This window comes from Streptococcus mitis subsp. hohhotensis, assembly GCF_000722775.1.
GTDB lineage: Bacteria > Bacillota > Bacilli > Lactobacillales > Streptococcaceae > Streptococcus > Streptococcus carlssonii.
In genome coordinates this window covers 477557-493101 of the sequence record NZ_JPFZ01000009.1, presented here as the reverse complement: position 1 = coordinate 493101, position 15545 = coordinate 477557, and the positions used below count along the sequence as shown (strand labels likewise).

At 41.6% G+C, this 15545-nt stretch carries 14 protein-coding genes; 1 reads left to right on the top strand and 13 read right to left on the bottom strand.

Annotation, left to right across the window (positions count from 1 at the left end; genetic code table 11):
- Position 1: 1 nt before the first annotated feature.
- The 13 genes from recN to gyrA all read right to left on the bottom strand — a co-directional run bounded on the left by recN (position 2) and on the right by gyrA (position 14021).
- Positions 2-1669, bottom strand: a complete 1668-nt coding sequence (recN, locus tag SK608_RS05095; RefSeq protein WP_033677058.1) for a DNA repair protein RecN — start codon at positions 1667-1669, stop codon at positions 2-4.
- Between the two features lie 6 nt (positions 1670-1675).
- Complete coding sequence (locus tag SK608_RS05090) at positions 1676-2107, bottom strand: arginine repressor (RefSeq protein WP_033677056.1); 432 nt, start codon at positions 2105-2107, stop codon at positions 1676-1678.
- Positions 2100-2915, bottom strand: a complete 816-nt coding sequence (locus SK608_RS05085) for a TlyA family RNA methyltransferase (RefSeq protein WP_033677054.1) — start codon at positions 2913-2915, stop codon at positions 2100-2102. Before SK608_RS05085 ends, SK608_RS05090 begins: the two co-directional genes overlap by 8 nt.
- Positions 2908-3783 carry a polyprenyl synthetase family protein gene (locus SK608_RS05080; RefSeq protein WP_033677052.1) on the bottom strand — a complete coding sequence of 292 codons (876 nt, stop codon included), beginning with the start codon at positions 3781-3783 and terminating at the stop codon, positions 2908-2910. Before SK608_RS05080 ends, SK608_RS05085 begins: the two co-directional genes overlap by 8 nt.
- Positions 3780-3992 (bottom strand): exodeoxyribonuclease VII small subunit, encoded by a 213-nt coding sequence (locus SK608_RS05075; RefSeq protein WP_000043226.1) that lies wholly within the window; start codon positions 3990-3992, stop codon positions 3780-3782. The genes SK608_RS05080 and SK608_RS05075 overlap by 4 nt, the downstream gene beginning before the upstream one ends.
- Positions 3970-5310, bottom strand: a complete 1341-nt coding sequence (xseA, locus tag SK608_RS05070) for an exodeoxyribonuclease VII large subunit (RefSeq protein WP_033677050.1) — start codon at positions 5308-5310, stop codon at positions 3970-3972. The genes SK608_RS05075 and xseA overlap by 23 nt, the downstream gene beginning before the upstream one ends.
- Before the next feature lie 127 nt (positions 5311-5437).
- A complete protein-coding gene (udk, locus tag SK608_RS05065) occupies positions 5438-6076 on the bottom strand; it encodes a uridine kinase (RefSeq protein ID WP_001181376.1) in 639 nt (212 codons plus the stop codon).
- A gap of 110 nt (positions 6077-6186) precedes the next feature.
- A complete protein-coding gene (gene truB, locus SK608_RS05060; RefSeq protein WP_033677048.1) occupies positions 6187-7065 on the bottom strand; it encodes a tRNA pseudouridine(55) synthase TruB in 879 nt (292 codons plus the stop codon).
- A gap of 10 nt (positions 7066-7075) precedes the next feature.
- On the bottom strand, positions 7076-8350 hold the full coding sequence (locus tag SK608_RS05055; protein ID WP_033677046.1) for a DUF2130 domain-containing protein: 1275 nt from the start codon (positions 8348-8350) through the stop codon (positions 7076-7078).
- Positions 8351-8445: 95 nt separating this feature from the next.
- Positions 8446-9726, bottom strand: coding sequence for an O-acetylhomoserine aminocarboxypropyltransferase/cysteine synthase family protein (locus SK608_RS05050; protein ID WP_033677044.1), 1281 nt, complete (start codon positions 9724-9726; stop codon positions 8446-8448).
- Between the two features lie 146 nt (positions 9727-9872).
- Positions 9873-10670 (bottom strand): formate/nitrite transporter family protein, encoded by a 798-nt coding sequence (locus tag SK608_RS05045; protein WP_033677042.1) that lies wholly within the window; start codon positions 10668-10670, stop codon positions 9873-9875.
- Between the two features lie 139 nt (positions 10671-10809).
- Complete coding sequence (gene srtA / locus SK608_RS05040) at positions 10810-11553, bottom strand: sortase SrtA (RefSeq protein WP_033677039.1); 744 nt, start codon at positions 11551-11553, stop codon at positions 10810-10812.
- Entirely contained in the window at positions 11553-14021 is a 2469-nt protein-coding gene (gyrA, locus tag SK608_RS05035; RefSeq protein WP_033677035.1) for a DNA gyrase subunit A, read from the bottom strand. Before gyrA ends, srtA begins: the two co-directional genes overlap by 1 nt.
- Before the next feature lie 194 nt (positions 14022-14215).
- On the opposite strand from gyrA, the gene SK608_RS05030 reads away from it, so the two are divergent.
- A complete protein-coding gene (locus SK608_RS05030) occupies positions 14216-15202 on the top strand; it encodes an L-lactate dehydrogenase (RefSeq protein WP_000204727.1) in 987 nt (328 codons plus the stop codon).
- Positions 15203-15545: the final 343 nt, after the last annotated feature.

Sequence of the window (15545 nt, the reverse complement as noted above, 5' to 3'; positions counted from 1 at the left end):
CTTATTTCTCCCTGTTTCTCAACAATTCTCTGGCTTGCGTCAGGGCGGCTTCTGTGACATCATCACCTGCCAACATCTTAGCAACTTCTTCCACTCGCTCTTCAACCGTCAAGAGACGAACAGTCGAAACTGTTGAATGGTCATTGCTAATCTTTTCAATAAAGAATTGATAATCCGCAATCGCAATCACTTGTGGCAAATGGGAAATAGCCAGAACCTGACCATGCTGGCCAATCTTGTGAATCTTCTGCGCAATAGCCTGGGCAACACGTCCTGAAACTCCCGTATCCACTTCATCAAAGACAATACTGGTCTTGCCTTCTTTACGTGAAAAGGCGGACTTAATGGCTAGCATGAGACGAGATAATTCCCCACCAGACGCAACCTTGACCAAGGGTTTAAAGTCTTCGCCAGGGTTGGTTGAAATGTAAAACTCGACCGTTTCATTGCCTTCACGGCTGAATTTTCCCTTGCTAAAACGAACCTGAAACTGGGCTTTTTCCATATAAAGATCTTGCAGTTCTTGTTTAATCTCAGCTTCGAGCTGCTGAGCCAAATCATGACGAGCAGAGGCAAGCTGACCTGCCAAGGCGACAAGATTGACTTCCAATTTCTTAAGCTCTGCTTCCATATCCTCAGACGAAAGGTTATTGCCTGTCAAGAGATTGTATTCTTCCGTAATCTTGGCAAAATAAAGCAAGACATCGTCTACAGTCCCACCATACTTACGGGTAATAGTATGAAGGAGGTCTAAACGATTCTCAACCTGCATGAGACGATTGCCATCAAAATCAAGGTCCTCTATAATAGCTTCCAAACGTTTGCTAATATCTTCTAAGACATAGTAGGTCTCAGACAAAGAGCTTGAAATTTCACGGTATTCAGGGTCATACTCTTCAACACTTTCCATGTCATTCATGGCTGAACGAACATTGGCCAGACTTGAAAAGTCTTCATTGTCCAACATACTGTAGGCATTGGTCAACGTATCCGCAATATTTTTATGATTGAGAAGTTTATCACGCTCTTGATTGAGAGCCAGATCTTCTCCAGCCTGCAAGTTTGCTGCCTCAATCTCTGCCATTTGAAATTCCAACATTTCGATACGTGCCTTGTGTTCCTGTTGGTTTTTCTTGACTTCCAGAACCTGCTTACGCATTTTACGGTAGGCATCAAAACTCGTTTGATAGGTTTCTTTCAAATTCCAAAAAGCTACATCACCGAATTCATCCAACATCTGGATATGCAGTTGAGGACGCATTAACTCCTCTTGGTCATGCTGACCATGAATATCTACTAGATGTTGTCCAATAGCACGCAAAACAGATAGATTGACCATCTGGCCATTGACACGACTAATACTCCGACCATTTTGCAAGATTTCTCGACGGATGATAATCTCATCACCCATTTCCAAACCTTGCTCATCAAAAATTTCCTGTAAAAGACGACTATTCTCAACTGAGAAAAGCCCCTCTATCTCTGCCTTTGGCGCACCATGACGAATAACATCTGTCGTAGCACGAGTCCCCAACATCATATTCATGGCATCAATGATAATCGACTTCCCTGCACCCGTTTCACCAGTCAGGACAGTCATTCCCTTTTCAAAATTGAGGGAAATAGCCTCAATAATGGCAAAGTTTTTTATCGAAATTTCAAGTAACATATAGACCTACCAATTTTTTACTTGTTCAAAGATTTCCTCAGCTAGATTTTCACTTCTGGCAATGACTAAAATCGAGCTATCATCAGCTAAACAGCTAAAAATCTTATCCGCAAAAGTCTCGGTTAACTGAGCTTTTACAAAAGCTGTATTTCCTGGGATAACTTGGAGATTGATCATCTTATCCATCAATTCAGCTGACTCAATATTGTCTTCAGCCAGTTGCAAACTTTTTACGATTGATTTTGGCAATTCATAGACATAGGTGTTGTCTCTCAAAGGAATTTTGACAATACCTAGCTCTTTGATATCTCGGGATACCGTTGCCTGAGTGGCAGTGATGCCTGCCTCTTTCAAATGTTCTACAATTTCTTCTTGCGTGCCGATTTGATAATCTGTCACAAATCGTCTAATTTTTTCAAGTCTCTCTTTTTTATTCATTTTTAAATTGACTATGCGCCCTCTCTACTACTTCTTCAATCTCAGCAAGAACCTGATTGCTTGCTGACTCTTCTTTTTTCAAATACGCTAAAAACTCAATATTTCCATGACCGCCTTGGATGGGAGAAAAGTCCAAACCAAGAACTGAAAAGCCTTCCTCTACTGCCATGGTTGTGACAGATTCAAGGACATGTTGATGGACCTTGGCATCGCGAATAATTCCATTTTTCCCAATCTGCTCACGTCCTGCTTCAAACTGAGGCTTAACCAAAGCCACGACCTGCCCTTGATTAGTCAAGACACGGTGCAAGGCCGGTAAAATAAGGCTGAGGGAAATGAAACTCACGTCAATACTGGCAAAGCTCGGTTCCTGCTCAAAATCAGTCTTTTCAGCATAGCGGAAATTAAACTGCTCCATGCTGACAACCCGTGGGTCTTGGCGTAATTTCCAAGCCAACTGATTGGTACCGACATCAACTGCAAAGACAAGTTCAGCACCATTCTGCAGCATAACATCGGTAAAACCTCCAGTAGAAGCACCGATATCAATCGTTGTTGCCCCTTCTACTGACAAATCAAAGACCTGCAAGGCCTTTTCCAGTTTCAAGCCACCACGACTAACATATTTGAGTTTTTCACCCTTGAGTTTCAGCTCGGTGTCATCTGGAATTTTCTCTCCTGGCTTGTCAAACCGTTCTCCATTCAGGACTGCTACGACTAGGCCAGCCATGACACCGCGCTTGGCCTGCTCTCGCGTTTCAAACAAGCCCTGTTTATAAGCTAGTACATCCACTCTTTCCTTAGCCATTGATTCTCAAACTTTCTACTACTTTTACAATCGATTCTGTTTCAAAGGGAATCTGCTGGGCAATGTCTTCTAATTTGGCATTAGCTTGATCCAGTGTTTGGTTACAAAAGGCAATAGCCTCTTCCAAGCCTAACAAGGCTGGATAGGTTGACTTTTCAGCCTGCAGGTCCTTTTGTGGCGTCTTGCCGATTTCCTCAAAACTAGCTGTCACATCAAGCACATCGTCTCTGACTTGAAAGGCCAATCCAATCAATTCACCAACAGTTTTCAGTTTTGCTTGTATTTCAGGAGCCAATTCAGCTATAATAGCAGCTGCCTGGAAGGGATAGGCTAGTAGTTTCCCAGTCTTATTGGCATGAATGGTCTGGAGTTCTTCCAAAGACAAATGCTGGTGTTCGCCTTCCATGTCCAAAACCTGCCCTGCTACCATGCCCAGACTACCTGACGCTAGGGATAAGTTGGCAATCAAGTCTACCTTAATCTGACTTGGCAAACCTGCCTGCGCTATCAAGGCGTAAGGATCTAGGAATAAAGCATCTCCAGCCAAAATTGCCATAGCTTCACCAAATTTCTTGTGGTTGGTCAAGTGTCCCCGACGGTAATCATCATCATCCATAGCCGGAAGATCATCGTGAATCAAGCTCCCTGTATGAATCATTTCCAAGGCCGCAGCCACCTGCGCGTGAGCAGGTTTGATGGCAATATGCAAGGCTTCCAAAACTTCTAACAAGAGAAAAGGCCGAATACGCTTGCCACCAGCATGAATAGAATAGAGAACAGACTCTCGCAAACTAGAGGCAAACTGGTGGTCTCCATAAAAGTCTTCCAAAGCCGACTCGACAAGAGCTAATTTTTCTTGCTTTTTCATTCAAAATCACTTTCTGTTCCGTCTTCTTGCATGACCTTGACCAAGGTCTTCTCAGCCTTGTCCAGCGTCGCTTGGAGCTCTTTTGACAAGACCATTCCCTTCTGAAAGGCAGCAATCGCATCTTCCAGAGCAATTTCACCATTTTCCAAACTTTGAACAATGGTTTCCAGTTCTGCTAGATTTTCCTCAAATTTCTTTTGTTTTGACATCTTTAACCTCTAATTCTACTTGACCATCTCGCATCAAAAGCGTCACTTGGTCTTTTTTCTTCAAACTCTCAACTGAATCTACAACGGACTCTTCTTTTTTGACAATAGCATAACCACGCGCCACGATTCGACTGGTATCCAACATCAACAAGGCTTCTGAAAGTCTTTTCACCTCAGCAACCTTGGCATCATAAACCAAAGCCATTTGGCTACGGAGGAGCTTATCCAACTGGCCTAGACGGTCTTGATAACGTTGAATTTTGGTAACGGGTGATAATTGGACCAGTTGATGAGTCCTTGCTTGGACGACTTGTTTGTTATCAGAAATCCGTGTTCGCAAACTTTGTTTTAATCGCAGTTGCAGTTGGTCCAAGCGTTGCAAATAGCCATCATACAAACGCTCTGGCTGTCTAAAGATAACAGACTGACTGCATTTTTTCAAAGCTTCTTGTTTCTTCGATAGGACATTTCGGACTGCTGTTGCCATCCGTTTTTCTTGATTTTGCAAATGAGCTAATAGATCCAACTTGGTCACAGGTGTTGCCAGTTCAGCCGCTGCTGTTGGTGTGGCAGCGCGGCGATCTGCCACAAAATCTGCCAAGGTCACATCCGTCTCATGCCCCACACTAGAGATAACTGGTAAACGAGATTCAAAAATAGCTCGTACCACAATTTCCTCGTTAAAGGCCCAGAGATCCTCGATAGAACCCCCACCACGACCAATAATCAGCAAGTCCAAATCGTCCCGTTGATTAGCACGCGCAATATTTCGAGCAATTTCTTCTGCTGCCCCTTCACCTTGCACCTTAGTTGGATAAAGCAGGATATCGACACCTGGGAATCGCCTGCTGACGGTCGTGATAATATCTCGAATCACGGCTCCACTGCGACTGGTTACTACACCAATTCTCTTAGAAAATTGGGGCAGAGCTTGCTTGAAGCGTTCTTGAAACAGGCCTTCTTCTGTCAATTTTTTCTTGAGTTGTTCAAACTGAATCGCAAGCGCCCCAACCCCATCAGGCTCAGCCTTTTCAATGATGATGGAGTAGCTACCACTTGGTTCATAGACCTGCACACGCCCAATCACATTGATTTTCATTCCTTCTTCTAGGTCGAAACCTAATTTCTGATAAACCCCAGACCAAATAGTCGCTTGAATAACTGCATGGTCATCTTTTAGGGAGAAATATTGGTGAGTAGGTCGTTTACGAAAGTTGGAAACTTGACCAGTTAAATAGACCCGTTCCAAGTAAGGGTCTTTATCGAATTTCATTTTCAGATACTTGGTCAAAGTTGTTACCGATAAATACTTTTCCATCTCCACCTACTATTCATTTTCTTGCTCTTTCATGGGTATTATTATACCAAAAATATGCCTAAAAATCTCCATTTATGTACCATTATGAGAGAAAAATAGAAAAAGGAGGCAAAGCCTCCACATCTGATTATTTGCTGTTTCGAGCTTCTTCCAAAATCTTTGCAATCTTGGTTGTCAACAGGTCGATAGCCACTGTATTGCTGACTCCCTCAGGAATGACGATATCCGCATAACGCTTAGTCGGCTCGATAAACTGGTGGTACATTGGTTTAACCACACCTAAGTACTGGTCAATAACGCTATCAAGGCTACGGCCACGCTCTTCCATATCACGCTTGATACGACGAATAATGCGCACATCGTCATCCGTATCCACAAAAATCTTGATATCCATCAAATCGCGCAGGCGCTTGTCCTCCAAGACCAAAATCCCCTCAACGATAAAGACATCTTGAGGTTCCTGACGATAGGTCTTGCTGCTTCGTGTATGCTCTGTATAGTCATAAGTCGGGATGTCCACCGGACGCCCTGCCAACAATTCCTTAATCTGCTCGATCATCAAGTCTGTATCAAAAGCAAAAGGATGGTCATAGTTGGTTTTGACACGCTCTTCAAAGGTCAAATGAGACTGATCCTTGTAGTATGAATCATGTTCAATCATGGAAATCTTTTCATCAGGGAAGTGCGATAAAATGGCTCTTGAAACACTGGTCTTACCACCACCAGAACCACCTGTCACTCCGATAATGATTGGTCTATTTTGCATGCTATCCTCCGTTTTTTTATCCGTCGTCTATTCTATCACATTTTTTACAAAATTTATAGTCTGATTTAGATAGTCAAGGGGAAGAATTCCATCCCCGCACTCCAGTTAGATTAGATAAAAACCTTTCTTGGCTTGTAGAGATTTCCTCGTTTTTCTAGAATGGCTAGCAATTTATCATCTTCAAAGGCAGCTAATTCTTGTTCTGTTTGTTCGAGCTCTATAAAACGACCAAAGCGTACTTCTGTAGCCTCTTCTGGAGTTAGGAAAACTTTGACGAGGTCTCCTGTCCCAATCTCTAGAGGATAGAGAAAGTCCAGTTGACCAGCCTCTACTTTTTCAGCAATTTCTTCTAAGGTAAGAGCATCTTCTAACTGCAAACCAGCTGCACTAATCCGTGTCAAATGTGACATATGGGCAGCATAGCCAAGTTTTTCTCCCAAGTCAACTGATAATGTACGGATATAAGTCCCCTTGCTACATTTCACCTGGAAAGTAAAGCGTGCAAGTTCGCCCTCATAAGAAATCGGACTTGTCCGCTCAAAGCTATAAATAGTCACCTGACGTTCTGGACGCTCCACTTCCTGACCAGCACGCGCATACTCATAGAGCTTACGACCATTGACCTTAACAGCCGAATACATAGGGGGAATCTGAGTAATAGGTCCAGTCAAGCTAGCAATCGCTTCATCGACAAGCTTTTCATCCAAGTGCGACAAAATAGGTGTCTCTGCGACCACTTCCCCACTGGCATCCTCAGTCGTCGTGGAATAGCCAAGAGTGATTTCACCCTCATAGACCTTGCCCTCATCCTGCATAAACTCGACCATTCGTGTCGCCTTACCAACTGCAATCGGCAAAACACCCACCACATCCGGATCCAAGGTCCCACCATGACCAATCTTCTTAGTTCCCAAAATCTTACGCAGTTTAAAAACCGCATCATGCGAGGTCATCCCTGCTTCTTTTTTTAAGTTAATAATACCGTTCATTTTTGCTTTCTCACTCCCCCTTCAATGCTTCAAACTTCGCTTTCATGGTTGGATTTTTTCGGGTCAATTTTTTTACGGATACATCCTCCAATTTGTTATTTGCAAGACGGAGTTGGTTTTCGGATGTGGTTAGGAACTTCTTGACCTCTTCCATGCGTTTGATGGCCTTGTCGATTTCATCGATAGCTTTGCCAAAGTTGGTCGAAGCTGAATTATAGTTTTTAGCAAAAGCTAGCTTAAAGGCATCCAAGTCTTCCTCAAAATGCGTAATGTCGATATTTTGCTCGCGAACTAAGGCCAACTCCTGCTTGTATTTTAGGGAATTAAGCGCCGCATTTCGCAAAAGCCCAATCAACTGAATAAAGAATTGAGGACGAACCACATACATCTTTTCGTACTCGTGGCTGACGTCTACAATCCCTGTGTTAAAGTAATCATTATCGGCCTCAAGCATGGTTACCAAAACCGCATATTCACAGTTCTTCTCCCGACGGTCCTTGTCCAATTCCTTGTAAAAATCTGCATTCTTATGCTTCTTCTCTGTTCCATCTGCTTCATTTTTCATCTCAAACATGATAGAAATGATTTCGACTCCATTTTCATCACACTCACGGAAGATAAAGTCCCCCTTAGACCCACGCGCAGAAACCTTGTTATCCTTTTCAAAGTAAGCATTTGGAAAGGCAAAACTGCGGACCTTGTTAAACTCACTCTCTGCATACTGTTCCAGACTTTCCCCGATGGCTTTTGTAGATTGTTGAGCCTTGAAATTCTTGTAAAATTCGACTTGTTCACTAGCTGCCTTGAGCTGGGCTTCATAGTTTTGCTTAACAGAAGCCAAAGATAATTCATTTTCCTTTTCCTGCAAAAGCAGTTGGTTTTTAACCTGATCGCGTTCTTTTTCAAGGTCAGAAAGAGTCTTTTGCAGTTGATTTTCATGCTCTAAACGCAAGGTTGCCAATTGGTTTTCCAAGGCCTGTACTTCCTTGTCCTTAGCCAATAAGGCCTCATGACTTGCCTGTTCAACCTCTTTCTTGGCCAATTCTTTTTCTGTATCAAAATTTTGGATTTGACTCTGTAATTGAGCAATTTCTTGGTCTTTTTGAGCTAGTTTAGACTGTTGCTCATTCATGGCCTTTTGCTCTGCCAAAGCCAGTTCCTGCATCATGCGATCGTGTAGTTCCTTATCAAACTCTGCTGTTCTCACTTGGGACAAAAGTTCAGCATACTGACTTTCATTTACTGTAAAGACTTCCCCACAGTTGGGGCATTTGATTTCGTTCATATCGTTCCTCTTTCTAGACTTCTGTAACCATTATATCATGCCTAAGGGAAAATCAAAAACAGCGAGTCGAAACCCACTGTTTATCTTCTTTTTCTTTAAATTTTTTCCAAGGCCAAGCGCAAGTCTTCAATCAAATCCTCTACATTTTCAAGTCCGATTGACAAGCGGATTTGGTTTGGTGTGACTCCTGCTGCTTCAAGGTCTTTTTCTGACAATTGACCGTGAGTGGTTGTAGCTGGATGAACAACAAGCGATTTAGCATCTGCCACGTTTGCTAGGTCAGAAAAGATTTCCAAATTATCAATTACCTTGCGTGCTTCTGCCTCCCCACCTTTGACATGGAAGGTAAAGATTGAGCCCACACCTTTTGGCAAATATTTCTCAGCCAAGGCATGGTAGGGACTATCAGCAAGTTTTGGATAGTTGACTTTTTCTACCTTAGGATGGTTGACAAGGAAATCAACAATTTTCTCAGCATTTTGCACATGACGTTCGACACGAAGAGAAAGGGTTTCAAGTCCTTGGAGCAAGAGGAAGGCATTAAATGGTGACAAGGCTGCACCTGTATCACGAAGCAATTGAACACGGACAGCGATAATAAAGGCTGCTACACCCACATCACGAGTATAGCTCAAATTGTGGTAGCTTGGGTCTTCCTCAACAAATTGAGGGAATTTACCTGAAGCCGCCCAGTCAAAACGACCGCTATCGACAATCACTCCACCAATAGTCGTACCATGCCCACCGATAAACTTAGTCGCAGAGTGAATGGCAATATCTACGCCGTGAGAGAAGACGTTAATCAAGTAAGGTGTGGCAAAAGTATTGTCAGAAACGAGTGGAATCTGGTGTCTATGCGCGATCTCAGCTAATTTTTCCAAGTCAGGAATGTTAATCAAAGGATTACCCAAAGTTTCAATCAGAACAAGCTTGGTATTGTCATTAATAGCTGCTTCTACTTCCTCCAAATTATCCACATCGACAAAGGTTGTTGTTATCCCATAACGAGGAAGGGTTTCTTTCAAGAGATTGAAAGTCCCACCGTAAATAGTTGATGCTGCTACAACATGGTCACCAGCATGGGCAAGAGCCAAAATCGTATAAGTCACTGCAGCCATACCTGATGCGGTTGCAAGAGCTCCAACACCACCTTCAAGAGCAGCAATTCTTTCTTCAAAGGCAGCTGTTGTAGGGTTGGTGATACGAGTATAAATGTTCCCTGGTTTTCTCAAGGCAAACAAATCGGCACCTTCCTGCGTATCATCAAAAACAAAGGATGTTGTTTGATAAATCGGCACTGCACGAGACTTGGTAGCTGGATCCACAACTTGACCAGCATGTAGTTGCAGAGTTTCAAATTTAAAATCACGAGTCATAAAACGACCTCCAAATAGTTTGATTAAGGATATTCTAGCACTATCGGCCTATCTTGACTAATACCTCTTTTCTATATTTTGATATAAGGAGCGACTATTACTTCTTACAAAATCGAAAAAAGCACGAATCAATCGTGCTCATTTTCTTAATCTACATAAGTGTCTTCGTTTTTATTGAGGAAGGCATATGGAAGACCCATCAAAAGACCTCCACCAATCAAGTTTCCAACGAAGGTTACACCCCAGTGGCGAAGCATATTTCCAACACCGAAGTTAGCAATTGAGTCAGCAGCAACACTGAATTTTACAATCGCGAAAGAAGCAAAGTTCGCCGCAATGTGCTCGTTTGTTAAGAATACAAACATGTAAATCGCTGACAACACAAGCCAAAGTTTGGCACCACCATCTTTGACCAAAACAAATGAAAGAATCGCAATATTTACGAAAATATTTGCCAAAATCGCCTCAAGTAAGATTAATTCATTTGAACGGCCTAACTTCATCTCAACAACCCCTGAAATGAAACTATCGTGTGTCAGATGTGCATAAGCTGCCGAATGAGCAAATCCCCAACCTGCTATCAAGGCTCCAATAAGGTTGAACAAGGTACAGTAAAGTAAAATCTCAGCTGTCTTTCTCCAAGAGATTTTTTTCAAGAAACTACCAGCAGTCAAGAACATCATGTTTGATGTTACCAACTCGGCATTCAAGAAAACAATGTAGGCCAATCCCCAAGCAAAGACAAATGGGAAGAGGAAGCGTCCACTACCTGGTGCAATTTTATTAATCAAGTCAGCCCCAACTGCACCTGCAGCAGTACTGAAGGTTAAAAATGCACCTGCGAACATAGAACGAATCGCATACTTAAATTTGCTTTGACTATAAAGACTTTCTTTCTTCTTGCAAGCAAATTCAATCTTTGAGATAAATTCTGAAGAAACCATAATAAACTCCTAAAAATTTTTTACCTGATAATTATATCACAAACGTTAAAATTAAGGAAGCGTTTTCTGTATTTCATAAAAGTTTATTCTTATGAAAAGCTTAAAAAATCAGTGAAATCCAAGATTTCACTGATTTGTATTAATAAAATTGTTTGTATGGTTGATTGAAAGCTGTTAGGATTTCATCAGATGTTTGTGAATATTCTTTTGTTTCTTTCAAATCGCCTTTTACAATAATACGTTCTGTGGCAGCAAGGTCTTCACAGGTTACTAATGTAATCTCATTGACCCCATCTCTATCATCAACTTCATCAACACGATCCGGTGTAACACGTTTGACTTCACGTATTTCATAAGTATAAACTTTATTTTTATCGGTTAGATAAATCTTCATACCATTTTTAGCGTTATCTAAAGGAGAAAATAACATTTTATTAGCATTATTGACACCAAAAATATGATGACTAGCTAGACTATAATTTCCTTTCCCCATCACTTGATCGCGTTTCATGGTACCAGCACCATAGAAGAGATTGACATTATCAAGCCCTTTAAAAATTGGCAGATTCATTTCTAATTCAGGAACTGCAATTCCGCCGATAACTGGTAATTTTTGAGCATCCCATTGAGAAGCTAGAACAGCTTCCGAAGAGATAGCATTGACAGAATCAAAATCAAAATTTCCTTCTGTATCCTGATTTTCTTCTATTTTTTCTTTTGATACCTGACTAACTTGGTACTTATTGGTATTCCAAACTATGAAAATATCACGAATTTTAGCATTAAAAATCAAAGCAATTGATAGTAGTATCAGAAATCCTGCCAGGACATTTGTCAGCAGATTTTTCCGTTTGTTTTTCTTTTTATTATTTTTTTGAGACATTATGCTTCACCTTCTGTTTCGTTTTCTGTCCCAACTTCTTCTTTTTCTGCCGCTGCAACCGTAGTAAAGGTTACAATTTTAGCATCTTGATCCAGACGCATTACTTTAACTCCCATAGTTGAGCGTCCTGTTTGTGAAATATTGGCAACATTGGTTCGAATCATGACACCTGTATCAGTGATAATCATCAAGTCTTCATCACCTTTCACAGTCAAGAGACCTGATAGAGGACCATTTTTTTCAGCTACATTAGCCGTCTTCATCCCTTTACCACCACGACCTTTTGTTGGATATTCAGTCGCAACTGTACGCTTACCATATCCTTTTTCAGTAATGATAAGAACCTCATCTTGATCAGTAATTACGCTAGCACCAACTACTGTGTCTCCCTCACGGAGATTAACACCTTTCACACCTGTGGCGATACGACTCATGCCGCGAACGGCTGATTGATTAAAGCGAACTGCATACCCAAACTTGGTACCAATGATAATATCCGTATTTTCTTCCGTCAACAAGACATTAATCAACTCATCTTCATCTTTGAGGTTCAATGCCTTAAGTCCATTTTGACGAATATTAGCAAATTCCTTAACGCTGGTTCTCTTTACAATACCATGACGGGTTGTGAAGAAGAGGTAAGCGTCATCACTGCGTTCAGACTCAACATTGATAATAGTCTGAATACTTTCACCTTCATCCAATTTCAAGAGATTGACTACTGGTAGCCCTTTGGCTGTCCGACCATACTCAGGAATTTCATAACCTTTCAGGCGATAGACACGTCCTTTATTTGTGAAGAAGAGTAAATGATCATGAGTGCTAGTTGACACTAACTCTCGGACAAAATCGTCATCCTTAACACCTGTCCCTTGAACACCGCGGCCACCACGTTTTTGAACAGTAAACTCAGCTTGGTCCAGACGTTTGATGTATCCCTTGTTAGAAAGCGTAATCAAGACATCCGATTCTTCAATCAAATCCTCATCTTCAAGACTCAAGACTTCACCGACCATCAATTCAGTACGACGTTGGTCACCAAACTTACGCTTGACTTCATCTAATTCATCTTTGATGATTTGAGAAACACGTTCTGGTTTAGCAAGAATATCTGCTAAATCCGCAATCAGAGCCAAGAGGTCATCATACTCAGACTGAATCTTATCGCGTTCCAAACCTGTCAAACGACGGAGACGCATATCAAGGATGGCCTGACTTTGACGTTCAGAAAGCTTAAACTTGCTCATCAACTCAGCTTGTGCTTCAGCATCCGTTTCACTAGCACGGATGATACGAATCACTTCGTCGATATGGTCTAGCGCAATCAAGAGACCTTCTAAGATATGAGCACGCGCTTCCGCTTTTTCCTTATCAAAACGAGTACGACGAACAACCACTTCTTTTTGGTGCTCAATATAAGCATCCAAAATCTGACGAAGAGATAAAATCTTCGGCACCCCATTTTGAATCGCCAACATATTAAAACCAAAGTTGGTTTGCATCTGGGTCATCTTGAAGAGGTTATTGAGGATAACATTGGCTGAAGCATCGCGCTTGACCTCGATCACGAAACGAACCCCTTCGCGGTTTGACTCATCACGAACCGCTGTGATGCCCTCAATCCGTTTTTCCTGAACCAAACGAACAATATGCTCATGCACCTTGGTTTTATTGACCATGTAAGGAAATTCCGTCACAACGATGCGCTCACGGCCAGTCTTAGTTTCTTCAATTTCAGTACGAGAACGAAGGACAATAGAACCTTTACCTGTTTCATAAGCCTTATGAATGCCTGATTTCCCCATGACAAGGGCACCTGTTGGAAAATCTGGACCAGGCAAGACTTCCATCAAGTCCTTGGTAGTCACTTCAGGATTGTCCATGACCAACTTCACTGCATCAATGGTTTCACCCAAGTTATGAGGGGGAATATTGGTCGCCATCCCAACGGCAATACCAGTTGCTCCATTAACTAAAAGATTTGGAAAACGAGCTGGCAAGACCAAGGGTTCACGTTCATTAGCATCATAGTTATCAACGAAATCAACCGTATTCTTATTGATATCTCGAAGCATTTCTAGAGCAATCTTGCTCATACGTGCCTCAGTGTAACGCTGGGCGGCAGCACCATCTCCATCCATGGAACCAAAGTTTCCATGCCCATCTACAAGCATGTAACGGTAGCTCCACCATTGAGCCATGCGGACCATTGCTTCATAGATAGAGGAATCCCCGTGTGGGTGGTATTTACCCATGACGTCCCCTGTAATACGAGCAGATTTTTTATGGGGTTTGTCTGGAGTAACACCCAATTCATTCATTCCATAGAGAATCCGACGGTGAACAGGTTTCAAGCCATCTCGAACATCAGGAAGAGCCCGCGCTACGATAACACTCATGGCGTAATCGATAAAGCTCGTCTTCATCTCCTTTGTCAGATTGACATTCACTAAATTTCTATCCTGCATTAATAAATGCCTCATTTCACTATTAGTAATTAATAATATTATACCATAATGTCCGCCATATTTCAGGTATCCAAATTAGCTAAAACGTTTACATCAAGAACTCCAAGGCATATTCGTGACAAAGCTTTTTAAAAGTGATAGAATTAAAATAACTGGGGAAATCCCTGAATAAAATTAAGGAGATGTTTAGAACAATGACTTCAACTAAACAACACAAAAAAGTTATCCTTGTCGGAGATGGTGCTGTAGGTTCATCTTACGCTTTTGCACTTGTTAACCAAGGAATTGCACAAGAGCTTGGAATTATCGAAATTCCACAATTGCATGAAAAAGCTGTTGGTGACGCGCTTGACCTTAGTCACGCCCTTGCCTTCACTTCACCTAAAAAAATCTATGCAGCTCAATACTCTGACTGTGCAGACGCTGACCTTGTTGTGATCACTGCAGGTGCGCCTCAAAAACCAGGTGAAACTCGTCTTGACCTTGTAGGTAAAAACCTTGCTATCAACAAATCAATCGTAACTCAAGTTGTTGAATCCGGTTTCAAAGGTATCTTCCTTGTTGCTGCTAACCCAGTTGACGTTTTGACTTACTCAACTTGGAAATTCTCTGGTTTCCCTAAAGAACGCGTTATCGGTTCAGGTACTTCGCTTGACTCAGCTCGTTTCCGTCAAGCACTTGCTGAAAAATTGGATGTAGATGCTCGTTCAGTTCACGCTTACATCATGGGTGAACACGGTGATTCTGAATTCGCTGTTTGGTCACACGCAAACATCGCTGGTGTAAACCTTGAAGAATTCCTTAAAGACACTCAAAATGTTCAAGAAGCTGAATTGATTGAATTGTTCGAAGGTGTTCGTGATGCAGCCTACACAATCATCAACAAAAAAGGTGCAACATACTACGGTATCGCAGTAGCCCTTGCTCGTATCACTAAAGCAATCCTTGACGACGAAAATGCAGTACTTCCACTTTCAGTATTCCAAGAAGGTCAATACGGAGTTGAGAACGTCTTTATCGGTCAACCAGCTGTTGTTGGTGCACATGGTATCGTTCGTCCAGTAAATATCCCATTGAACGACGCAGAAACTCAAAAAATGCAAGCATCTGCTAAAGAATTGCAAGCTATCATTGACGAAGCATGGAAAAATCCAGAATTCCAAGAAGCTTCTAAAAACTAATTTAACTATAGACAACTCCTTGAATCATCAAGGAGTTGTTTTTTTCTGTATTATAGTAGATTGAAATAAGATATGAACAAATTAATTTCTAGAAATGTTTTAGTAGCCACGGCGTACTATTCTAGCTGCAATCCACTATAAGAACTAAACATTTTATGAAATTTTCGTTCAAAAAACAACATCCCTTTAAAAGTTATCATGTCATGGCTTGGGCATGAAGATAAAAAGACTACCAATCGGATTTATACTCACATCACAAAAAGTATGGAACAAGCAACGATTTACTCTCTAGCTACAGTTACATTAAATCAAAAGTAGAAAACTTTTCCCATATACAAAAAAG